A 22405-nucleotide genomic window follows, 5' to 3' on the forward strand; every position below is an offset into this window, starting at 1 on the left:
ATGCTTCGGGGTGTGCTGCTGCTGCTTGGCGCAGGCGGAATGCTGTGGTCACTAGCCGTACTACCGTCCTTTCGGCTAACAACGCCGGCACGCGCCATCGCGGCACGTATTATGGAGGACCAGCGCTTCGGGCCCGGCGTTCTCTCCGACGCGCTCTCGCGTATTACGGATGATTTTGTGCCGCCCATCGTGCAGTCGGAACTCCTGCACGCCGAGGCTCTAATCAGGCTGCAGAAGGCTGAAGAAGCGATAAAGCAGAGGAGTCCCGATGAGGCCGATCGTGAAGTCGAAAAGGCTGAGAGCAAGCTTCGGGCTTCACTTTCGACTAGCCCTAATGATTCATTTCTCTGGCTTCTTCTCTACTCGATCGAGATGACCCGCAACGGCTTTGATACTGATCGCGGCAGCTATCTTATGCAATCCTACACGATCGGACCTTATGAGGGGTGGATCTCGCTTCGGCGGAATCGACTGGCCTTGGCCGCCTTGCCAGTGCTAGGTGGTTCAACGCAGGAGCGCGTTGTTGCTGAATTCGCAGCCCTGGTCGACTCTGACTTAATTGAGGATGCTGCGTTGAATCTTACGACGGTCGGCTGGGTACATCGCGAACGCCTTGTGGCGGGCCTGGCAGGGACGGACCCAACCGCCCGGGAAAGCTTTGCTAAACGGCTTTCGAGGGATGGCGTGAAAATCAAGATGCCCGGTATTGAAACCGAAGATAGGCCGTGGAAATGAAACGGATCTTAGCCATTTTAGTTTGCTGCTCGGTGTTCGCCGCTCTGGCTGGCGTTGAACTCTCACCATCGGCTCGCGCTCAAACGGCTACCACCGCGCCGTCCTCCAGCCTCACTTTGCAAGGCCCTGCTGACCAAGCGGGAGCGTCGGTCATTCGAGACGCACTAGGGCGTCCGTGTCTCGATGTGGAGGCGGCTGCTCGGGCTCACACCGTCAATCCCGAAATGCTTGATCACGTCGTTAGTCTTAAGAACAACTGTCCGCGCATCATTCGCGTAAAGGTCTGCTATTTCAATTCGGATCGCTGCAATGATGTTGTGATTCAAGGCTACAAGAGAGCCGATACGATCCTTGGGACCATGCGCGGTGCGAAATTTTTTCGCTACTCGATGATACAGAAGTAAATTTTGATGAATATTCTTCAGGTCATTCCGTCCCTTTCGCCATTGCATGGAGGTCCCACCTTCGTGGCGATCAATCTGTCGAAGGCGTTGGCGGACCGGGGCCACACGGTACATCTTATTACGACCGATCGGGGCGGCGTTGCCGATGTCGGATCGCTCCAAAATGTTACTGTGACAGTTTTGAAGGAAACTTTCGCGCCTTACGCTTATGCCCCTGAAATGTCGAGCGTGCTTGAATCGCTTATGCCAAATGCGGATTTGGTGCACATTCACGCATTGTACCTTCATTCGACGGTGCGAGCCGCTCAATTGGCGCACAAGTTTGGTGTGCCCTACGTCATCAGGCCGGCAGGAGCGTTGGATCCCTACCACCTCCGCCGCAAAGCACTAAAGAAGGCACTTTTCGATCATCTTATTCACAATCGGGTCTTGCGAAATGCGTCCGCCTTCCATTTCACGACCGAAATCGAAAGCAAGATTTCCCAGCCGCGGACATACGGAAGAAAGGGCTTCGTCGTTCCGAACGGTTTGAATATCGCGCAAATCGAAAGCCATGCGCAAAAAGGACGATTCCGAAATACACTGGGAGTGGCTGCATCCAAGAGACTGATATTGTTTCTCGGACGTATCAACTACAAGAAGGGCTTCGAGCTTCTAATACCGGCATTTGCGCAGCTCAGACAAACAATCTCGGACATCCATCTCGTAATCGCTGGCAACGACGACGGACATCTCTCGGCGGTCCAAGAGCTAATCGGAGCTCACGGCCTCTTTGCTGACTGCACGGTTACTGGTTTCCTTGGGTCTCCCCAAAAGTTCGAGGCTTTGGCCGACGCTGAAGTGTTTGTCTTGCCCTCATATTCGGAGAATTTTGCAAACGCGCTTTTTGAAGCATTGGCTTGCGGCACGCCGTCAGTGATATCAAACCAGGTGAATAGTTGGCCGGAAATCGCCGCAGCCGACGCAGGCATTGTAGTAGATACAAAGATAGACGAGCTTAAGACTGCACTGCATCAACTACTCGTCAACGCCGAACGACGCCAAACATTATCGAAGCGCGCGCGAGAGTTCTGCAGACGGAACTATGACTGGTCAAACATTGCCGGAAAACTAGAATTTGAATATCAGGCGATCTTGGACGAGGCCGGCAGCTCGAGCATAGCCAGGAGGCTGTCGACATGACGGTTTCGGTGACCGCAATAGTGCTGACGCACAACGAGCAACTCCATATTGGGCGTTGTATCGCAAGCCTCAAATCGAACGTTGAGCGGATCGTGATCGTTGACTCAGGATCGACCGATCAGACCGTGGACATCGCAAAGCGGTGCGGAGCGGACGTATACACTCATCCGTTCAGGAACTACGCAGCTCAATTCAATTGGGCGTTGGAAAACTGCGCAGTGGCCACAGATTGGGTCATGCGTATCGATGCCGACGAATACATCGATGCAGAGCTAGCCGGGCAAATGCGTTCCCAGTTGCCTACAGCAAGCATGGAAATTAACGGGTTTGTCGTTGAGCGTAGAGTAACATTTCTCGGAAGAATGATACGATTCGGAGGAGGCGTTTCTCCTCAGTTTGTCCTGAAGATCTGGAGGACAAATAAGGGGGCGGTGGAAAATCGATGGATGGACGAGCATACTATTCTGTTTGAAGGCAAAACGGCGAATTTGTCCGGTCTTCTAATTGATGACAACCTCAAAGGGCTTGGCTTTTGGGTCGATAAACACAATCGATATGCGACCCGCGAGATGATTGACGCTCTGAACTCGGAGTTCAAGTTTTTCGAGGAGTCGACCTCGGTGCTCTCTGCGCAGACTCTGGTAAAGAGGGCCGCGAAGAAGAATGTTTACTCGCGGCTGCCGGTGATCTATCGAGCGATCTGCTATTTTTGCTATCGATATTTCTTGCGGTTGGGTTTTCTTGATGGAAGGGCGGGCTTGGTCTTCCATTTGATGCAAGGTCTCTGGTACAGACTGCTCGTCGATACAAAAATACTTGAAGCAACTGACTTCATTAGGTCTAACGGACTGCCTGCGTTCAAAGTCATGATGGCAGAGCGCCACGGCTTAAGAATCTGAAGATCGATCGGAGCGTGCGTTCGACCTGATGAGACGAAGCCAAATATCAGTTGCTTTCGTCGCGCTAGTCATCCTGCTGATGGTGGCGCAACTCGCGATGGGCTGCAGTTTTGCTGTGCTGGCCCTTTGCGGTGCTACTATCGCAGTCAGCTTTGTGCCGGCTTTTATCTACCGGTTTGATCTGTACGGCTTGCTCAACGTGGTGTTGGGTGTGCGATATGTTGTCTTTCCTCTGGTCGCCAAGACGTTTTACGGACAACCGCTCGATGAGCATCTTGTCTATCCACTCGAGGCTTTCTTTCTAACATTTTGCATTCTTTCGGTGGAAACGCTCGTCATCTATGTAGTTCGGTTATTTGATAGGGGCGCGTCAATCGTTTCTTTGGGCGAGCAATCCTCTGACATCTTTTCAGCAAAGAACATTGCGGTTGGGTTAGGGATCGCAGCTTACGTCGGGTTAGCTGCTGTGAAACCGACCTCGGCCCAGACTGCAGGAACTGGATTGTTTGTCCTGTTCGCCGTCCTCGCAAAAATATTGGTGTTAGGTCTTATCATACAGACAAGGGATGGTGCGCGACGTTTCGGAGGCGATGGTTTTTTGACGATCGGGCTCCTGGCCGCCCTCGCGTTCGAGTTCTTGATCGGCTTAGTGCTAAATTACCGCGAGGGTCTACTATCTGCCCTCCTGGGCGTAGTACTGACTGCATATTACTGCCAGGCCATTAGGATAAGACACCTGATCGTTGGCGCAATCTTTGTCTCCTTGTTTGGTTTTTTGATCTCTCCTGTCACTCTGTACTTGAGGACGAAGAAGGAGAATATGCCCATCGCGGAGTTTGCTGACCTAGCGCTAACGACGGCTACACGAGCTGCACTCGATTTTGAATTTCTGGAATCCATATCCAGTCAGAACGACAGCGCAGCGGCCAACATTAAGCAAGAAAGAGTAGTAGGATATGACTATTACCGGCTTAGCTCCAGGTCGAACGTGCTGAACCGACTGTCCTTCGTCGCGCTAGTTGATTGGGCTTACACGGGAATGGCTGGACGGGCTCCTCTAGGGACGCGCATTCTTGAAGAGAGTGTGCAGCGGGTCACGCCGTCCTTTCTCTGGCCTGATAAGAAAGCGATGAACTACGGCATTGGAGATTTCATTGCCTGGAACACTGGCCAGCTTCCGGTTGGCCACCCGGCGTTTTTGAACTACAGCTTGGCGATGGAAGGTTTCGCGTCTTTTGGATTGCCAGGCCTGCTTGTTTACCCGTTTCTTTTTATGCTGCCCCTGTTGTTCGTTCTTTCCAGGATTGCGAGTTTTCGTAATGTTTCAGTGGTGAGTATATTCCTCTTTTCGAGTTATCAGCACGAATTCGTCGAATCTACAACTGAGGTTCTCTTAGCGGAATTGACACGCGGCGTTCCGTTTTTCTTCGTTATGCTAATCCTGCTGCAGAATCTTCGGTCCCGAAATTCGGCCGGTGCGTTACGGCATGGATAGATCCGCGCCTGTGACTGACCGGCAGAACGCTTTTAAGAGAAGCGGCGCGAGTGTCGATGCCCCGAAAAAAGCGATCGGGACACTGCGCGTCCAGCAAACGACCTTTGGCACGCAGCCATGAACTCGCTCGGCTGCTTTGCTCGAACACTGAAGTTGTTGCTTGGCCTTGTCGTGCTTGCGGCGATATCATTCCCGAATGAGCTTTTTGCCTTAGATCCAAACGCTCGGACCAGCCGAAGCATTCGTGATTGGACCACATGCGATGGTAAACGGGACGATCGAAACGGTGTTGCGGCGGCCTTCAACGAGGCAAAGAATCACGCGTTCGCGCTAGTAGTTGATTGCCCAGTGTATATCCATGTCGGTAATGATATTTCGCGACCCATTTTTGTAGAGGACGGGACGAGCGTCCAATTTGGTCCCGAAGGACTATTCATTACGGACAACGTCCTGATTCCCACATGGGTTATTGCCAACAGCAGTCAAATTGATTTTCTCAATTGGCGCGTCAAGTATGTTGGACGTCTCCCGGTTGATCCGGACACGAAGGGGTATGTGGCAGGCGGCACATTCGTGCCAATGACTGGAAAATATCAGCCCGCTGGAGCGTTTCACGACAAGATTTTGACGCCATGGTTGACATCAAACAGAGGTATTTTGTTCGACCGCAGTCGCGGCTCTGTTACTTCCCCGTGGCCTGGCCCAACGGGTACGTCGGCAGTATTTTACATCCTGGGAAGTGCAACCTTGATCAGAATTCGCGGCATGAAAATCTTCGTGCCCAGAAACGCTGATGTCGCTCGCTTCGTTCCGGTGTGCTTTCTTAGTACGGTCGGGTTCAAGAGCAATCAGGTAATTACTGCTGCGGTCCCGGTTGACGCAAATTCTGCAGCTATACCGAGCGAGATCGAGGTATCAGATTTAGAGCTCGATGGCGCATACATGGGTTGGCTTGGAAGCTTGAAGAACTCGCGCTTCCGAGGCATCAAATCATTCCGCTATGGTGATCTCCAAGATGAAGAAGGCCAGAATGTAGGAGGTGTAGGAAAATGGTTTGCGCCGCCGCATCTGTTCTATATCACGGCGCCTAAGCGCAATGATCTCCGCAACTCGAATTTGGAGATTTCGAATGTACAGGACTGGGGCGAACGTGTCGGCGAAGCGAGAGACAAAGATGCAGCGAACCGCAGCGGATACGCTTTGTCGCTCAAGATCAGCGCCGTCGATTCTGGCGTAAAGAACTACACCTCTTATCGGCCGGACGGAGTTCTCGATCTTCTTCCGAGCGAACGTCTTGTGATCCAGGGACTCAAGGGCGTTTACGATTCATACTTCTTGAACGACATCTACCCTGCGATCCGCTTTCCAGTAGGCCCGTATCGAGATGTTCTCCTGGAAGATATCGAGATCGAGGACAAAGCGTTACGGCCGAAGGTCGCTCCGATCGGAGGTATTCTTGATGCGAACAGCGCAAATGTATCTCTACGGAATGTTACGGCTGTACTGCACTCTCCGACGACCAGCGCGGCAAAGGTGCCGTCCTTCGCTGGCAAGAATCACTCGATTAGCATTCGCATAGAATCCGACTGAGTGACCAGCTGTGCGTACAGGATCGTCATAATAGATTATCTTCTCCGAGATATCGCAGGACGGAGCTGACCAAGTTTTCATTAAAATAGCGGTTCAGCAATGCTCTCGCCTGCCCCGCTCTGGAGATCTTGGCTATCCGTATCGGATCTTTAAGAAGGTCCAGACACTTGTTTGCGCATTCCTCCGCATTCTCCCAAAAGATTGCTTCCTCGTCCTCCCTATACATTGCGAGGTGTTCGGATGTCCTTTCAGCGCAGAGCAACGTTCCGATCGAGGGGATCTCTACCGACCGGGTCGTATGGAGATCCTCGTTGCCTTTCGAAAGTAGGCCGATTGCAATCGACGTGCACTGAACGGCCTTGACGTAGTCTTCGGAGGATAGTGTTCCCAACCTCACGTGGCCTTTCAACGCGGAGAATTCAGGAGCCTTATGCCACCTTGGGCCGAAAATGGTTAGAGGTACCCCTCTATCGATCAGATCCCGGAGGAATGACCCTCGTTCTGGCATCCAGGTTCCCACAAAACTGACTTGAGAAGCGAAATGAGCCCTCTCGGCAGCAGGCAGCGTCCTGGGGACATGGGCGATTTCGTCCGCCGCAAACATCACTCGAAAAACTCGACGGGCCCCCGCGACATATGCGGCTTCTCCGCTTGAGGCTCGAGGAGTGACTACTAGGTCGTATTCTGGGACCGCATGCAAGAATAAGCGCCAGCGAAAGCCGTCTCGCGCAACGTAGGGATTGTCCTGACAGTAGTTCACAATTGGCGCGCCAAGGGATTTCAAGGCTCGAATAAGCGACGCGCTGCAAAGGTCACCGTGATCAACCCACACGACGTCAAACTTGCCGTCCTTGGCGCGGTCATAAACGTACCGGCAGATTGGGCTCGCTAAGCCTAAATACCCCGTCTTGAAGCCCCACCTCCTCAACGCTTCCGGAACAGCGCGATGAGGATCGATGCTGGTCACAATGTGCCCAAGGCGAGCCATTGCAAGCGATCGGTGAAGCGACGTGCCTGTGCTAGATCCGATATAAAGTATTTTCATTATTTGCGAATGATCTCTTGTCGGAACTGGCGTCGCACATCGAGGGCGACTACGACAAGCATCGCCCCATGCGCAGTAACCAACGACATGCCAACGGCATCGAGGCCAAAGCTCTTCAGTGCGACCGCTAGCCCACCCAGGCAGATAATGCTGACCGAAAGGTACGCATAAGATAACGTGATGTGCCTATTAATTGCCAACATCGGCATCGCAAGAGTCGTCCACATCATCTCGGATGAACTCGCCACAACCATAAAGAAGAACCACGGATAACCGGTGTGTACTGCGTCTTTGGTCCACAGGCGGAGGATGTACTCTCCAAAGAATAAAAGAACTGCAATGTAACCGGCGACCATGAATGTAGTCGCAAGTGAATGCCATCTGAACGTGGCCCATAGCAGCGGCCGGTCAGTAGCGTAGAGGCGTGTGTATTCCGGAATGAACGTGGCATTCAGCAAGTTTGCACCGGTCGTTCCAAGTCGAACAAGGGTCCTGCATGTCGAGAACGTGGTAATGGCCAACGGACTGGCTAAGGTGCCCAGCAGGACTACAGGCCCTTGAATAAGCAGAACTTGTGCAAATGACTGAGCGAGGAACGCAAATGATGGGGACGCCAAAAGGCGAACTTCTGACAGACTTACATAGGTAAATCCGAGTTGAAGCCAAGGAGCAACTGCTGACAATCTAGCCCAGAGAAGAACTGCAATGCAGCCGCGGCACATCAATATAGCCAGTGCTGTGGTCGAGAGATCGTCGCTTTGAGTAGCGGAAATAACCGTTGCAATGCCTTCAGCCAGCCTCGACGAAGCATTCCAGATGACTTCCTCTGCCGGTCGGCCGCAGGCTCGCAAGCCGGCCGCGAATAGCAACAGATATTGGTTTAGCAGCACGTTACCTGCCAAAAATAACAAAACCAACTTTGCATTTTCTCCGCTGATCTCACCGAGCGTAAACGCCCGATTCAGACCCGAAGGAGAAACAGCTGCGAGCAAAATCGCAAGAACAAGGGCTACGACCAAACTAAGTAGAGCGAATGTGCTCTGATATATAGAGATCGCTCTCGAACGCTCGCCAGAGGCCATGCTCGTGGTCAGTTCGTTCTTCGCGGACAAGGTGAATCCAAAATCCGCAAATACGAGGTAGCTGGGCACTGCGGATAACAGAAGCCAAACGCCGTACCGTTCTGTACCCCAAAAGTGCAAGAGAATGGGGACAAGAGCCAATTGGACTGCAACAGTGACAAACTGATTGTAGATTTGTGCTCCAAACGTCCGCGCAAGGCGCTTTCGTGACCAGTCAGCTTCTGTCCTATTCATGAGGTGCTTTTCACGGCCGAACGATACTCATCTCCTTGCGAGAGAACTTCGTCTATAATCACGTCAAGATTGGCTCGGAAGGAGTTGTTGAGATACTTGGACTCTACCTTGGCTCTGCCATTTTCCCCAAACCTTCGGGCTAGTCTGCTATCGGTCAGCAATTCGTAAAGCAGATTTGCGACGGCCTCCGGCTCTCGATGGTCGACGACAAATCCATCAGAGCCGTTCGATACAACTTCCTTGGATGCCCCGAACGAACTGCAGAGAACTGGCAGGAAACGTAGCCAAGCTTCAAGGTAAACGATTCCAAAGCCTTCCTTAGAGGACGGCATCGCAAAAACAGAGGCCCGTTCGTAGGCTTGCGAAAGCTCTGCCTCACTGAGGCGTCCGAGAAATGCAACGTTGCCCGTGATGCCTAGCTCTTGCGCCAGTCGCTCCAATTCACCCCGAAGCGCGCCGTCGCCAACGATCTCATAACGAACGTTTGGCAATTTCCGCGTCAATATAGCGATCGCTCTCAGCATCTGGTCAACGTTTTTGGGACGATCGCCTAGGCTGAGACGGGAGACGGTTAGCACGACGAGCCCATCCTTCTGGGCAGCGTTCGTTGGTCTCTCGATCAGATCGACTGCATTCGGAAGAATACTGAATTTCTCTGGGTGTACACGGAATTCCCGCGACATGATCTCAGCAGTATAGCAGCTTACGGACGCAATTCGATCAACGGCGCGAAGGAAAAGGCGGTCATACCAACGCTTCTGTCGACGACCGGGCTCGTTCCAGACTTCATCTCCGTGCACAAACAGCAGTATCGGCGTTTTCCAATGAAGACATCGCACGAACGCGGCAAGCGGCAGCAGGTTTATGTGTCCTACAATGAAGACGCGCGCACGACGTGCGGTGAAGGCGCTCGCCACAAGGTAGACAATCCGATTCTGATGGCTCCGCACAAAGGATAGCAAATCCATCGGTATGCGATCGCGATCCCGCAGCACTCTCACCTGCGGCGGAGCTTCGTTTCGCGTTTGAGCACGCGAAATTAGATTTCGAATGACCCGCCGGTTGAAGTTCTGCATTCCGCCTATCAATGAGTAGGTTTCAAGCGCGCAAAAGACGATATGTGACTTCCGTTCGTGCACAGGACGAGACACTTTTTATCCAGTTGCAGTTGAGCGAGCATGACTACTCGCCGAGTTGCCAACTCTGAGTCTAGAGACAAGCTCTAGCATTTTCAGATCAGCAACGTACGCACAAACCAGCAGTATGATCAGTGCAAGCAGGATACCTCCAATACTTTGCGCTCGGTGCCAGACTATAAGCAGCGGAAAGTGGAGCACGTAAAGTCCATAGGAAATCGAGGCCACTGAGGACGCAAGCGCAGCTGCAGGCATCAACAACCTGGCAAATTTTTCACCGTTGCTGCTGAACAACAGAATCGTGAGAGCCAGCGCAACAGCAAAATGTCTCAGCGGTAAGAGGGGGTAAACTCCCACGCTCTTTGGGCCCGTCCAAACTGCTACTATGGCCGCTATCCCACATAGTGCCACCAGCCAATAGAGCGGCGCACCGAGCGATCGATAGCTTCTCAGTCCCCTTTGGTATCTTTCCGCGACAGCTGCGCCGCACCACCAAACCAAGAAGTACGACGTTACGAGGGCCCAATGGTTCGGAGCCAAAGCATAGAGAACGTACGCGGCACAACTGACAAACCCTATTCCGTGCTCCACGAAGGTGGAGTGGCGCCTCCAAAGCCACATCACGAAGGGGAAGGCAAAATAGAAGGCCAGCTCATAGGACAGTGACCAAAGGGGATCGTTGCCCAAGTAGGGATCAACAATCACGCCTGGCTTCAATGTTGATACGTCTTGTAGCCCAAGAAGAGTCCCTGCCAGTTCTGAGACGTGGAATTCGCGGCTAAGCGAGCCATTGTCTGCGGCAACCGCAGTTGACACCAACATGGCAGCTAATAGCGCCGGATAAATGCGCCGAATGCGGCGCCAAAAGTAGGGAAGCGGCGAAGACACCCTGTCTCGTTCGTTACTGAAAATCACAAATCCACTTAATAGGAAGAAGACGAGCACGGCCTCTTGCCCGAACCGAAATAGGAGCCCTATTCCTTGCGAAGACCAGCCATGATGGTTCGCGAGATGATGAAGTACAACGTACGTTGCTGCGACTGCGCGGGCAACGTTCAGGGCCGAAACAACTTTCGGGCTAATCTTGGCGGACATTCTGTTGCGAGGTGCTAGTACGCAGCTTGATGCTTAAACGCTGACACTGCCGTTCCCAACAAGATCCTCACATCCAACCACAAGCTCCAATTATTGATGTACCACAAATCATACTCCACGCGCTTCTGCATCAGCTCGAGCGTGCGGGTTTCTCCGCGATAACCATTAACCTGGGCCCAGCCGGTGATGCCGGGCTTGACGTGGTGGCGGAAGGCGTAGTTGCCGATGATCTGCTCATATTCTGTGTTGTGGGCGGCCGCGTGCGGGCGGGGGCCGACCAGCGACATGTCGCCCTTGAGCACGTTGAGGAGCTGCGGCAGCTCGTCGATCGAGGTCTTGCGCAGCCATTTGCCGATTGGCGTGACGCGCGGGTCGTCCTTCTGCGCCTGCACAATCGTGGGGCCGTCCTCCAGCACGCGCATGGTGCGGAACTTGAAGATCCTGAACGCGCGCCCGCCAAAGCCGTGGCGGGTCTGGCGGAAGAACACCGGGCCCGCCGAGGTCAGCTTGATCAGGAGTGCGGTCACCAGCATCACCGGCGCGAACACCAAGAGCGCAAGGCTGGCGCCGACGAGGTCGAGCGCGCGCTTGAGCGCGCGTTCGCGATGGCTGAGCGGGGCGCGGCGCAGCTCGGCTGTGAAGGTGTTGCCGGTGCCTACAAGCGGATAGCGCAAGAAGCGCGCCGTGTTGGGGTCCGGCACCAGATGCACCGGCAGCGGGAGGATCTTCAGCATGTCCAGAATGCTGTCGATCGCATGCTGCCGGCTCCAGTTGATCAAGAGGAAGACGTGCTCGATCCGGTGCTCGCGCGCGTAATTGATCAACTCCTCGAAGCGCGGCGCCAGCGAGGACAGCAGCAGGGGAGAGCCAAGCTCCTTGGCCGGGATCTCCATCACGCGCATCAGGCGGTAGCCGTGCTGGCCAAGGTCGTCGACCGCGTTGGACGAGGTGGCAAGGCCGAACTCGGCAATCATGATCGCCCGGCCGTTGGCGAAGGCGCCGGTGCGCTGGGCATGCGCGGTCCAGCGCGCCGCCGCGGTCTTCCAGGCGAGCAGGGCGGCGAGGCCGACCAGGTAGAACGAGATCGTGGTGCCGCGGGAGAACTCGTCGCTGACCTTCATCGTGAAGGCGATCGCCAGCAGCGCGCCGAACAGGAAGGTCCACGTCGTCAGCGTCATCCGGAACGTGCGGGGGAGGTTGGTGATATTCTTCAGGCGGTAGCCGTGCTGCACGGTCGTCAGCAGGATGAAATTGATCGCAACCAGCACGCTCGCCGCCGCATAGACATCCGCCTTGCCGAGCGTGCCGGCGGTCACGATGTGATAGCCGACCGCACAGCCGATTCCGCTGATCACGATCAGCGCCGCATCGACCATGGCGATCAGCCGCTCGACAACCACAGGTCGTAGCCAGCTCGGCGCAAACCCTGCAGATGTCTCGGTGACCGGCTCGACCACACGAATTTCCGTCGTCGAATCAGCGACGGGCACCGGCCGCGTGGAAAGAATCGTCATCCTGCCAAACCCATTGACGCAAAATTCATTATCCGAACGCGCCGTGCTATCGGTCAAAATCGCTGTTAGAACAAGGCGAAGGAAAAATTAACCTTACCCCACGCGCTCGATTGTAGCCTCATCTTGCCTCGGTTGATATGTCAAATTTCACAACCCGTTAGGAAGTCCTCGTTGCCTCGCACCCACTCCCGGCGGCGGAGCCGGCCGACAGGGAAGCGGTACCTCGCCATTGGCCTTGCGGCCGTCGCTTTGGTGGGAATCCTGCTTCTCCTTCTGCGTCCCGATGCGGCCCCCATCCGAACTCCAACGGCGTCCAGGCCCGTCGCAATCAAGCTCCTCCTTGATGGGCCATATGGCGCCCGGTTTGCCGGCGAGCTCGCGGCGTCCAGGCAGGGATATTTCTCCTCCCGCATTGAGGTGTCGGCGCAGCCCGAAGGCCCTGACTTCGTCGAAACCATTGCACGCCAACATGCCATCGGCGTGACGAGCGGCCAGAACTTCCTGCTGGCAAGCTGGCGCGGCGTTCCCGTGACAGCGTTTGCTGCAAGCTTCCTCGATACCTCGGTCGCGATTTTCACGCTCGAAAGCTCGGGCTTGCGGCGGCCGGCTGATCTGGTCGGAAAACGGGTCGGATACCGCAGGGCGAGTGAGGGGGACGTCGTCTTTGACGCCATGATGGCGCAGCTCGGGCTTCCCCGAAGCCAGATCACCAAGGTCCCAGACCGCGACAGCTTCGAGGCTTTGAGGGCCGGGGAGGTGGATGCGATCATTGCCGCCATCGACGAGCAGCCCGATCCCTCCAGCGCGACCTTCGTGAAGCTGAGCGTCATCAAACCGCAGGACTACGGCATTCATGTCCCAGGCCAGGTCTACTTCGCGAGCAATGATCTCATCCATGATCAGCCGTCCGTGATCGCCGACGTCCTGCAGGGGCTCATTCGAGGATGGCAATTTGCCTACGCGGACTATGCACGGAGCGTGCCCGTTCTCGCCGGCACCGGCCCGGCCAGGCTGAATTCCGAGCGGCTGAAATTCGAGCTGCAGCAGCAGCGGCCGTTGGTGTTGCCGACGGGCGGTCGTATTGGCGACTACGACGAAAGCCGCTGGCGGACGCTTCGGGATATCCTCCTCTTTGCCAAGCTCGGCGAGGAAGACGTGCCTTTGGCTCAGACGGTCAACTACCAGTTCCTTCGGGATGTGTATCGCCGTTCACCCGACCTCGCTGCCCCGGGCGCCTGGACCGAGGAAAAGTAGGACCAAGAAGCCACACCTGTGCGCCATATCGACCCAAAAGGCCTTTGGCCGCCGTGGCATCGGTTGCATTTCTGCCGGTGGCCTTGGTAAAGTTCAGTTCACTATTTGGGCTAGTCGCGGACCGCGACGTCGGCCGGCTGGGGTCTGACGAGCACGGGGATCAAATCCGCAGGGGCGAGGAGCTTTTTGGATGTTTAAGACGTTGATGCGAGCAGGTCTTTTGGCCGCAACTGTTACCCTCGGCGCATCGAGCGGAGCAAGCGCCGCGATGCAGATGCCCGCACCGGCAGCCCTGCTCACGGGCGAGAGCCAGGTGACGCCTGTTACGTTCTGGGCGCAGCCGTACCCGTACCGCTATGTGCCGGTGCGCCGTTGCCCCCTGGTGCGGGTCGAGACGCCCTATGGCTGGTACATGGACCGCGTTTGCGCGCCTGTCGGCCCTGTCCTACGTCGGGCGTATTGAGCTTGGGCTGAACAAGCGGCGGCCGCCGTTTTTTGCAAAGACTTAAAGGCAGCCGCACAGCTCATGCGGCTGCCTTGCTCATTTTTGTTTCGCAGAGTGCTGCTCTTTTGTGCGCGCAGCGCAGGTTCACCATGAATATCTTTGCCGGGCCGGGATAGGCTTTCGCATGGTGAAGATTGTGTTACCAGATCGGCGGGGCTGCATCGGCAGCGTGATTGCTTAGGCGGCGGTGGGCCGGATTTCCTGGGAGTGGTGATCCGGCCAACCGGCCGCTGATAGAGGATACGATGACAGGGGTTTCAACCTACGATCTCACGGGCAAACGTGTCTTTGTCGCGGGTCACCGCGGCATGGTCGGATCAGCTGTCGTCCGAAGGCTTGCATCAGAGAATTGCACTGTGCTGACGGCCGACCGGCGTGAACTGGACCTCACAAAGGAAGAGCCCACGCTGAAATGGCTGCAGGCCAATCGTCCCGACGTTGTGGTGCACGCCGCTGCAAAGGTCGGCGGTATCGCAGCCAACAACAGTTTCCCGGTCGACTTTCTCTGCGACAATCTTGCGGTGGAATTGAACGTCATCCGCGCAAGTCACGCGGTTGGCGTGCAGCGCCTGTTGTTCCTCGGCTCATCCTGTATCTATCCCAAGCACGCCAAGCAGCCGATCGCCGAAAGCGAATTGCTGACGGGGCCGCTTGAGCCGACCAACGAGTGGTATGCGATCGCCAAGATTGCCGGCCTCAAAATGTGCCAGGCGTATCGTCGGCAGTATGGCGATGATTTCATCTCGGTGATGCCGACCAATCTCTACGGCCGCGGCGACAATTATCATCCGGACCATAGTCACGTCCCTGCAGCGCTGATCCGGCGCTTCCACGAAGCCAAGATCGCCAATGCGCCGAGCGTCTCCGTATGGGGCACCGGCACGCCGCTCCGCGAATTTCTCAACGTCGATGATTTTGCCGATGCCTGCTTTTTCCTTCTGAAGAATTATTCGAGCGACCTGCCGATAAACGTCGGTAGTGGTGATGAGTTATCGATCGCAGACTTTGCGGCGGTCGTAGCGGAAGTCGTGGGCTATGGAGGCAAGCTCGCGTTCGATACCTCCAAGCCTGACGGAACGCCACGCAAGCTGCTCGATAGTTCGAGAATTCGAGGGCTTGGTTGGCGGCCGAACGTCGCTTTGCAGGCCGGTCTCGCGGCCGCATACGCAGATTTCTTGGAAGGCTACGGACGTCATCTGGAAGTCAGCGCAACGCGCTGAGTAGATTACTTGGACTACAAGAAAGCTTTTTTATTCTGAACTTTGACTTGGGCGGGGCTTTATGCGTGTTCTCTTGGTGGGCATCAACTATGCCCCAGATCTGATCGGCGTTGCGAAATACAACGCCGAGCTCTGCGAAAGTTTGGCAGCCGACGGTCATGAAGTTCGGGTCATTACGGCGCCCCCTTATTATCCGGCCTGGAAGATCCCACCCGCGTTCAAATCGTCGTACTTCAGATCGAGAGATATTGACGGCGTTCGAGTAACACGTGTGCCGATTTATGTGCCCGGACATCCCTCGGGCGCTAAACGGCTGGTCCATCACGCTTCGTTCGCGCTCACGAGCGCGGCGCCGGTCCTCTTCGAGGCGCTATCCTGGCGACCCGACGTTATGATCGCCGTCGCGCCATCGCTGATGTCGGCTGCCTTCGTCTCGTTCGTCGCTCGTCGCGTCGGCGCCAAATCATGGCTTCATGTGCAGGATTTCGAGGTGGACGCGGCATTCGATCTTGGTCTGCTGCGCAACCATTCACTGCGCAAGTGGATGTTGAGAACGGAAGCTGCAATCCTCAAATCCTTCGATCGCGTCTCAACTATTTCTGAGGCGATGTTGCTGCGCCTGGTAATCAAAGGGCTAGCGCCCAACAAAGCGCTTGAGGTCAGAAACTGGATTGATACCAGCACGGTCTGCCCCGGATCACGAATGACAAAATACCGCCGGCAGTTAAACCTCGGCGAAGGCGATATTGTTGCGCTCTACTCTGGAACGATGTCGAACAAGCAGGGGCTCGATCTCGTAATCGAGGCTTCGGTCAGCTTGGAGCAAAGCCATCCAAATGTTCACTTTATTCTTACCGGCGAGGGACCGCACAAAACGAGGCTCGAGCAGATGGGCGCTGGACATTCCAACGTCCATTTTTTCGGACTTCAGCCCAACGAGAGCTTCAACGAATTGATGGCGACCGCCGATTTTCATCTCATTCCGCAGAAGGCCGAGGCAGCCGATCTGGTGTTGCCCTCGAAACTTGGTGCGATCTTCGCGTCCGCGCGGCCGGTCATAGCGATGGCCGAAGAAGGTACGGGGCTGGCGGTGGAAGTGACCGGCGCCGGTCTCGTGATTCCGCCGGGAGATTTGTCAGCTCTGGAAGTTGCGATCTGCCAGCTCAGTGAGTCGCCCGCACTCCGCCGGCGTTACGGCGATGAAGGACGAAAGCGCGCCCTTGAGCGATGGGATCGGTGGACCATAGTTCGGCGGTGGGCGGAAGTCATGGCAGGCGAGTCCAACTCAACTGGGAAAGAGGAAAACGGCTCGGCAGGCGCTAACGACAACGTTGCATTGCCGGTGGAGGATGCGGTTCGTGTGCCCTGAGGGGCCTAGCCTCAACCAGTTGCGCTGCGATAGTTTTGTCGACCGAGACTAGCCGGAAATAAGCGCCGCGATGAGCGCTCATACCCGAGTCTCGCTCGCTGCGATGCTTGACCGACACGATCTTCCTCAGAGGGCGGCTATTAGTTCTGCGGCGAGACGATCCATAAGCACTAGTGTGAAATCGACTGTGAGATGGTTTGCGTCTCTATAGACAACGACGCCGTCGCGAATGGCCGGACATACCAAGCCTGTGCAAATCGACGATGTTAGGTCGATCATGCGCGCGTGGTTGATCGACGAGACGGCACGTTGCTCCGCTTCGAACACTTCGTTGCTTGTAGTGAGCGAAAGACTGCGACTGCAGGTGCTAAATGGTAAGCGCCGCCATTCCGCCCGAGCAAGACAATTGCCGACCGGGTGGTAAGGAGTGGGATTGTCGCGGATGACAATGAGCTTGGCGTTGACCGGTTCGAGTTCCTTGAGCGCTCCAAATAATCCACGCTCCCAGGTCTCAATGCTCACTGCGTGAGGTCCCAGATTGGTGAATGGTCCCTTGACGTTTCCGCTCGAAAACTGCGCCAACAGTATCGCGTCCGGGCTATCTTGAGTTTTTATCATCGCGATTGCCTGCTCGCGCCAGCTTGCGCACTGGGGCGAAAGCCGACGAAGTCGCAAACTGTGGACCTTGGAAACCGGGATGTCGGCGATAGGACACGAGGCCTTCAGGTAGGTAATAAGCCGCCATCCTCTCTGTTCGGCAATATCCGCGAGCGCGGTCGTCCATTGATCGGCGTGAGAATCTCCCAACAGCACAATTGTCTTTGTATAGTTGGACGGGCCGAATACGCAGCGGATGGGACTTTGTGTGGTGAACCCGGCCAGACAACCACTCTCGCTCGAAAGTGAATATTTCGAAGTCGAGGCAACTATCTTCGCTTGCGCGGCATTCGTGACGTGCTGCGCAATGGCGAACGAAAGGATTCCGGCAACTGTGGCGGTTAACGTAACGGCGCCGCCCATGACTATTGATCGTACAGGTCGTTGTGCCAGCCAGTGACTAGCTCTGATGGGGTATTCGAGCCAGGCGAAGCTGAGCGACGAGAGAACGATTGTCATGACAAAGAAAAGGCAATGGGCCAATGCAGTCCCGCCGACAACTGCCGTACCAAGAACTGCAATCGGCCAATGCCAGAGGTAAATAGCGTAGGACCGGGCACCGAAGAACTGAAACGGATGAGTCCTGAGCAAAGCCGACGGTCCAGCAGGATTGTTCCCCGTGAGCAGCAGCAGTGCCGTAGCTGCCACTGGAACAACGGAAACGACTCCCGGGAACGCCATGAAGCCGTCAATAGCAAAGAATGACAGGATGAGAACTGCGAATGACAACCATCCAACGATTGAACTCGAGCCATGCTGCTTTGCCCAGCGCTCGAAGGGCCTTGTTGCGATCAGAGCTCCTGCTCCAAACTCCCACGCCCGAGGGGGCGCGAGATAGAACGCCCAAGCTTGCTTGCCGTAGGTCAGGTAGATGCAGCCAGCGAACGATCCGAACACTACGATCAGCAAAGCTAGCAGGATGATCTTTTGGCTGAAACGACCGACAATGACGAGAAACGCGGGCCAGACCAAGTAAAATTGTTCCTCGACTGAAAGTGACCACGTATGAAGGAAGGGATTGAGCGAACTTTCGGGGGCGAAATAGTTCATGGATTGGCGGAGGAGCCAAACATTGGCGGCATACAGCGCTGAAGCTGCGGCCGACTTGGCCATCTCCTTCTGTTCAAAGGGCGCCAGCAGGAAGTATCCGATCATCAAGGTCGCTAGCGTGACCGCGAAGGCGGCAGGCAAGAGTCTCTTAGCCCTGCGACCATAGAAGCCAAGAAAATCGACTTTCCCGGTCGCGGCTATCTCCCGAAGCAAAAGTTGCGTGATCAGGAAGCCGGATATGACGAAGAACACGTCTACACCGACAAATCCGCCGGTTAAGCCCGGAACTGCGTAATGAAAGGCGACCACCGATAGAACTGCGATCGCCCTCAGCCCCTCGACATCAGCTCTGAAATGGGTCGCCGCTCGCGATACGGGCTGCATGTCTATTGCTGTGCACATTGCATCTAGAAACGCGCGAACAATCAGTACCACGCATTTCGTTCGGGGAGTTTGTCCGTTTTCGGCTGTTCGTGGGGCGGCGGCGAGGCAAGGGCTAGTGTCGGCGGATACGCGAAGGAGAAGGCGGGCCTGACCCGCCAGGCGCCGACAAGTAATCAGCAGATAATATCCGCTCGGACCAAAGCCGGCAGGTTGGCGTCATTCGGTGACCTCAGCCTTAAACGCGTTCGAACAAGATGTCGAAATAGGCGCCACCAGATGCACGCTTCGCAAACCGGTCCTCGCGTCTCACCTGAAAGCCAAAAGCTTTCAGATACGAGCAGATTTGATCAACGGTCGCACAATTCCGATATGATTCGAAGTCCGCCGCTTCGGCCTTGATGAATCTGAATTGTCGCAAGATTTCTTGCGCACCCCGCAGAACCAGCAACTCCGAGCCCTGGGTGTCCAACACAAGGACATTGTATTGCCCGAGATCGACTTGCCACATTTCAAGAGCCGTCTTCAACGTCGAAGAACGAATCGTTATGTCGCGGACGAAGTGCACATCCGGCCAAATGTCCTTGTGGTCATGCAAATCCAGAATGGACGATGACAGGCCATCATTGTTCGAGACATGGAAAGTATAGGGCTTGCCATCGGTATCGGCGATCAGCGCGTTGATTGCCCGCTGGTCAGGCAGCGAGCGGATGTTTTGTCGAAGCAATTCAAATTGCTCCGGGACAGGTTCTATCCACGCCACCTTGAGCTTGTGTCGGGCATAGAGCTCCCGTTCTTGGCCAGCATTTGCCCCGACATGAATCACGCCGGAACATAGTTCAAGATAGGAGTCGGGATCGCCGTAAAGGCGGCGGGAAATGTAGCGGCGCAATCGGCCGGCGAAGCGTAGCGGCGCTGTGAGCATAATGAGTTCGCCTGTGCTTGTCGCCTGAACAGCCCACCCGGCAATTTGACCTCCACATGAGGGGAGGTCAACCCGCTCTATGCTAAGCGCGCGCCAGTGTTCCGTTGGAAACAATGGCGGCAAAGCGGCGACGCATTCGACGAAGTACGCGATGTTGCCCAGGTGCTTCAAAGTCGGTGAAAGATCAATTGAAGAGGGAGAAAGGCCTTTTCCGAAAGCACCCGAACGTATTGCCGCGATAGAGCCCGCGTTATGGCAGCGCCCGAAGTTGAGAGTGCGATCCGCGAGCCGCGGTCGCGCACCACAAATGTGGCAGTGCGGAACTCGATCGCACAAGTCACATTTTTTCTGCAAACTCCAATGAGTGACGGGCTTGACGTTATGCGCCGGCATGGCGCAGCCTTGATTGTCCGGCGGGTTGGGTGTCCGGAGGTGTCGATATGGAGAAGTCTGTCGCTGAGCATTACGGTGCGCAGTTCTTCAAGGAGCAGTCAGGCGGCTCTTTCGAATCTGCGTCGGTGATCGTCCCACTGGTGCTTCGACTTTTCAAAGTCAATTCGGTCGTTGACGTCGGCTGCAGTGTCGGCGCTTGGTTGCACGAATTCGCTACGAACGGTGTGCGCGATTATCTCGGAATTGACGGCGACTATGTGCCTCGTGATCAGCTCAGAATTCCGTCGGAAAGGTTCAGATCCATGGACCTTCGATCCATCACCGATATCGGCCGCAAATTCGATTTAGCGTGTTCGTTAGAGGTGGCCGAGCATTTGCCCGAGAGTAGCGCGAATGAGTTCGTTTCCGCGCTCGTGACCGCTGCACCAATCGTACTGTTCTCTGCTGCAGTCAAAGGGCAAGGCGGTAGAAACCACCTGAACGAGCAATGGCCATCCTACTGGGCAGAACGTTTCAGCCGCCATGGTTACAGCGCCTTCGATTGCGTCCGACCGCAGATATATGACGACAGCCGAATTCGGCCCTGGTATCGACAGAACCTTCTCGTTTTTTGTCGCGGCGATTTTTGTCCCGCAGGTTATTCCTCGCTAACCAGCCCCTTCGATCTGGATCGCGTCTTGCCCGACTACTTTGAGTATAAGCTCCAGGAAGTCACCGAAGGCAAGAGTGCGGCGATAGCGGCAAGACATCTCCTCGGAAACCTTGGGGTCTTGGCAAGAGCAGCGAGACGTCGGTCCGGTCTCTAACGCCTCATTCCCCACTGCCGGTGGAAGATGCGGTTCGCTTGCCTAAAGAGGGATGACACCGCGATGACGTCGCTTGGGCAAGAGCAGCCAACAGTAAGCGCCGCGAGAGCGCTTACTTGCTTCTCATCAATCGCGATGTCGACCCACCGACAGGCTATTCGTGTCGCGCGAAGTAGCGGAAGCCGTGCTGCTTGATCAGTTCGTCCCGCTTCGCGGATTCGAGATCCTCCTTCATCATCTCCCGAACTAGGCTCTCGAACGACGTTTTCGGCTCCCACCCGAGCTTCTGTTTCGCCTTGGCAGGATCACCGAGAAGCGTCTCGACTTCGGTCGGTCGGAAGTACCTGGGATCGACCGATACAACGCACTTTCCAGTTTTGGCATCGTATCCCTTTTCATCGACGCCCGCGCCTTCCCAGCGAATTCGCATTCCAATCTCGCTGGCCGCGACGTTGACGAAGTCCCTCACCGAGTGTTGTTTGCCGGTAGCGATGACGAAATCCTCTGCCTTCTCCTGCTGCAACATCAACCACTGCATCTCAACATAATCGCGGGCATGTCCCCAGTCGCGCAGCGCGTCGAGATTACCGAGATACAAACGTTCCTGCAGGCCCAAATGGATCCGCGCCAGGGCGCGCGTGATTTTTCGGGTGACAAAGGTCTCGCCGCGGACGGGAGATTCGTGATTGAACAGGATGCCATTGCAGGCATACATGCCGTAGGCTTCACGATAGTTCACGGTGATCCAATACGCGTAGAGCTTGGCGACCGCGTAAGGCGAGCGCGGGTAGAAGGGCGTCGTCTCCTTTTGCGGGATCTCCTGCACGAGACCATAGAGTTCGGACGTCGAGGCTTGATAGAAACGCGTCTTCTTCTCCAAGCCAACGATCCGGATTGCCTCTAAAATCCGAAGCGCGCCCAGCGCGTCTGAATTTGCGGTGTATTCCGGTTCCTCAAACGAAACGGCAACATGGCTTTGGGCAGCGAGATTATAGATCTCATTAGGCTGCACCTGCCCGACGATCCGGATCAGGCTCGACGAGTCCGTGAGGTCGCCGTAGTGCAACCGGAACGGCGGGTCCGGCTCATGCGGGTCAAGGTAAAGGTGATCGATTCGGTCCGTATTGAAGAGGGAGGTCCGGCGCTTGATGCCGTGGACCTCGTATCCCCTCTGTAGAAGAAGTTCGGCCAAATAGGCGCCGTCCTGGCCGGTGACGCCGGTAATGAGTGCTCGTTTCTTTGTCATATCAGTCCCAAAATGGAAATTTGTGCTTACACGAAATCCACTTGGCTAGGGAGGGTGAAATAGAGCGAAAATCAAGCTTAGATTAACGGCGTCTGGCTCCGGCGGAGGCGCCAAGAATCCCCAACAGAGTTCTCGCGAGGTTCAGTGGCCCTCACTGCGTCCGTCCCGCCTTTAGCCATAGCGGGACC

Annotated in this window: 19 protein-coding genes; 11 read left to right on the forward strand and 8 right to left on the reverse strand. The window is 55.6% G+C overall.

Features of this window, described 5'->3' with window-relative positions:
• The 6 genes from P6U29_RS08805 to P6U29_RS08830 all read left to right on the forward strand — a co-directional run bounded on the left by P6U29_RS08805 (position 1) and on the right by P6U29_RS08830 (position 6305).
• The gene (locus P6U29_RS08805; RefSeq protein WP_407117223.1) at positions 1-735 is read left to right on the forward strand and encodes a hypothetical protein; all 735 of its coding nucleotides are present in this window, start codon (positions 1-3) and stop codon (positions 733-735) included.
• The gene (locus P6U29_RS08810) at positions 726-1139 is read left to right on the forward strand and encodes a hypothetical protein (protein WP_407117224.1); all 414 of its coding nucleotides are present in this window, start codon (positions 726-728) and stop codon (positions 1137-1139) included. The genes P6U29_RS08805 and P6U29_RS08810 overlap by 10 nt, the downstream gene beginning before the upstream one ends.
• Before the next feature lie 6 nt (positions 1140-1145).
• Positions 1146-2321: a glycosyltransferase gene (locus P6U29_RS08815; RefSeq protein ID WP_407117225.1), complete on the forward strand. Its 1176-nt coding sequence runs from the start codon at positions 1146-1148 to the stop codon at positions 2319-2321.
• Positions 2318-3220 (forward strand): glycosyltransferase family 2 protein, encoded by a 903-nt coding sequence (locus P6U29_RS08820; protein WP_407117226.1) that lies wholly within the window; start codon positions 2318-2320, stop codon positions 3218-3220. The genes P6U29_RS08815 and P6U29_RS08820 overlap by 4 nt, the downstream gene beginning before the upstream one ends.
• A gap of 28 nt (positions 3221-3248) precedes the next feature.
• Positions 3249-4715 carry a hypothetical protein gene (locus P6U29_RS08825; protein ID WP_407117227.1) on the forward strand — a complete coding sequence of 489 codons (1467 nt, stop codon included), beginning with the start codon at positions 3249-3251 and terminating at the stop codon, positions 4713-4715.
• A 117-nt stretch (positions 4716-4832) separates the two neighbouring features.
• Positions 4833-6305 (forward strand): hypothetical protein, encoded by a 1473-nt coding sequence (locus tag P6U29_RS08830; RefSeq protein WP_407117228.1) that lies wholly within the window; start codon positions 4833-4835, stop codon positions 6303-6305.
• 25 nt (positions 6306-6330) lie between these two features.
• Here P6U29_RS08830 and P6U29_RS08835 read toward each other — a convergent pair whose 3' ends face one another.
• The 5 genes from P6U29_RS08835 to P6U29_RS08855 all read right to left on the reverse strand — a co-directional run bounded on the left by P6U29_RS08835 (position 6331) and on the right by P6U29_RS08855 (position 12411).
• Entirely contained in the window at positions 6331-6909 is a 579-nt protein-coding gene (locus tag P6U29_RS08835) for a glycosyltransferase (RefSeq protein ID WP_407117229.1), read from the reverse strand.
• 440 nt (positions 6910-7349) lie between these two features.
• Positions 7350-8462, reverse strand: coding sequence for a lipopolysaccharide biosynthesis protein (locus P6U29_RS08840; protein WP_407117230.1), 1113 nt, complete (start codon positions 8460-8462; stop codon positions 7350-7352).
• 200 nt (positions 8463-8662) lie between these two features.
• Positions 8663-9742: a glycosyltransferase family 4 protein gene (locus tag P6U29_RS08845; RefSeq protein ID WP_407117231.1), complete on the reverse strand. Its 1080-nt coding sequence runs from the start codon at positions 9740-9742 to the stop codon at positions 8663-8665.
• Positions 9743-9820: 78 nt separating this feature from the next.
• The gene (locus P6U29_RS08850) at positions 9821-10897 is read right to left on the reverse strand and encodes an acyltransferase family protein (protein ID WP_407117232.1); all 1077 of its coding nucleotides are present in this window, start codon (positions 10895-10897) and stop codon (positions 9821-9823) included.
• A gap of 14 nt (positions 10898-10911) precedes the next feature.
• Positions 10912-12411: an undecaprenyl-phosphate glucose phosphotransferase gene (locus tag P6U29_RS08855; RefSeq protein ID WP_407117233.1), complete on the reverse strand. Its 1500-nt coding sequence runs from the start codon at positions 12409-12411 to the stop codon at positions 10912-10914.
• 252 nt (positions 12412-12663) lie between these two features.
• Here P6U29_RS08855 and P6U29_RS08860 point away from each other — a divergent pair, with 252 nt between their 5' ends.
• The 4 genes from P6U29_RS08860 (at position 12664) to P6U29_RS08875 (ending at position 16759) form a co-directional block, all read left to right on the forward strand.
• Entirely contained in the window at positions 12664-13665 is a 1002-nt protein-coding gene (locus P6U29_RS08860; protein WP_407119279.1) for an ABC transporter substrate-binding protein, read from the forward strand.
• A 190-nt stretch (positions 13666-13855) separates the two neighbouring features.
• A complete protein-coding gene (locus tag P6U29_RS08865) occupies positions 13856-14128 on the forward strand; it encodes a hypothetical protein (protein WP_407117234.1) in 273 nt (90 codons plus the stop codon).
• A gap of 287 nt (positions 14129-14415) precedes the next feature.
• Positions 14416-15390 (forward strand): GDP-L-fucose synthase family protein, encoded by a 975-nt coding sequence (locus tag P6U29_RS08870; RefSeq protein WP_407119280.1) that lies wholly within the window; start codon positions 14416-14418, stop codon positions 15388-15390.
• A 61-nt stretch (positions 15391-15451) separates the two neighbouring features.
• Entirely contained in the window at positions 15452-16759 is a 1308-nt protein-coding gene (locus P6U29_RS08875; protein ID WP_407117235.1) for a WcaI family glycosyltransferase, read from the forward strand.
• A gap of 126 nt (positions 16760-16885) precedes the next feature.
• Here P6U29_RS08875 and P6U29_RS08880 read toward each other — a convergent pair whose 3' ends face one another.
• On the reverse strand, positions 16886-18901 hold the full coding sequence (locus P6U29_RS08880; protein ID WP_407117236.1) for an acyltransferase family protein: 2016 nt from the start codon (positions 18899-18901) through the stop codon (positions 16886-16888).
• 184 nt (positions 18902-19085) lie between these two features.
• The gene (locus P6U29_RS08885; RefSeq protein WP_407117237.1) at positions 19086-20165 is read right to left on the reverse strand and encodes an FkbM family methyltransferase; all 1080 of its coding nucleotides are present in this window, start codon (positions 20163-20165) and stop codon (positions 19086-19088) included.
• 47 nt (positions 20166-20212) lie between these two features.
• Here P6U29_RS08885 and P6U29_RS08890 point away from each other — a divergent pair, with 47 nt between their 5' ends.
• Positions 20213-20971 carry a class I SAM-dependent methyltransferase gene (locus P6U29_RS08890; protein ID WP_407117238.1) on the forward strand — a complete coding sequence of 253 codons (759 nt, stop codon included), beginning with the start codon at positions 20213-20215 and terminating at the stop codon, positions 20969-20971.
• A 154-nt stretch (positions 20972-21125) separates the two neighbouring features.
• Here the strand turns inward: P6U29_RS08890 and gmd are convergent, their stop codons facing one another.
• Complete coding sequence (gmd, locus tag P6U29_RS08895; RefSeq protein ID WP_407117239.1) at positions 21126-22217, reverse strand: GDP-mannose 4,6-dehydratase; 1092 nt, start codon at positions 22215-22217, stop codon at positions 21126-21128.
• Positions 22218-22405: the final 188 nt, after the last annotated feature.

Origin of the sequence: Bradyrhizobium sp. LMG 9283, from assembly GCF_045571415.1 — a bacterium.
Classification (GTDB): Bacteria; Pseudomonadota; Alphaproteobacteria; order Rhizobiales; family Xanthobacteraceae; genus Bradyrhizobium.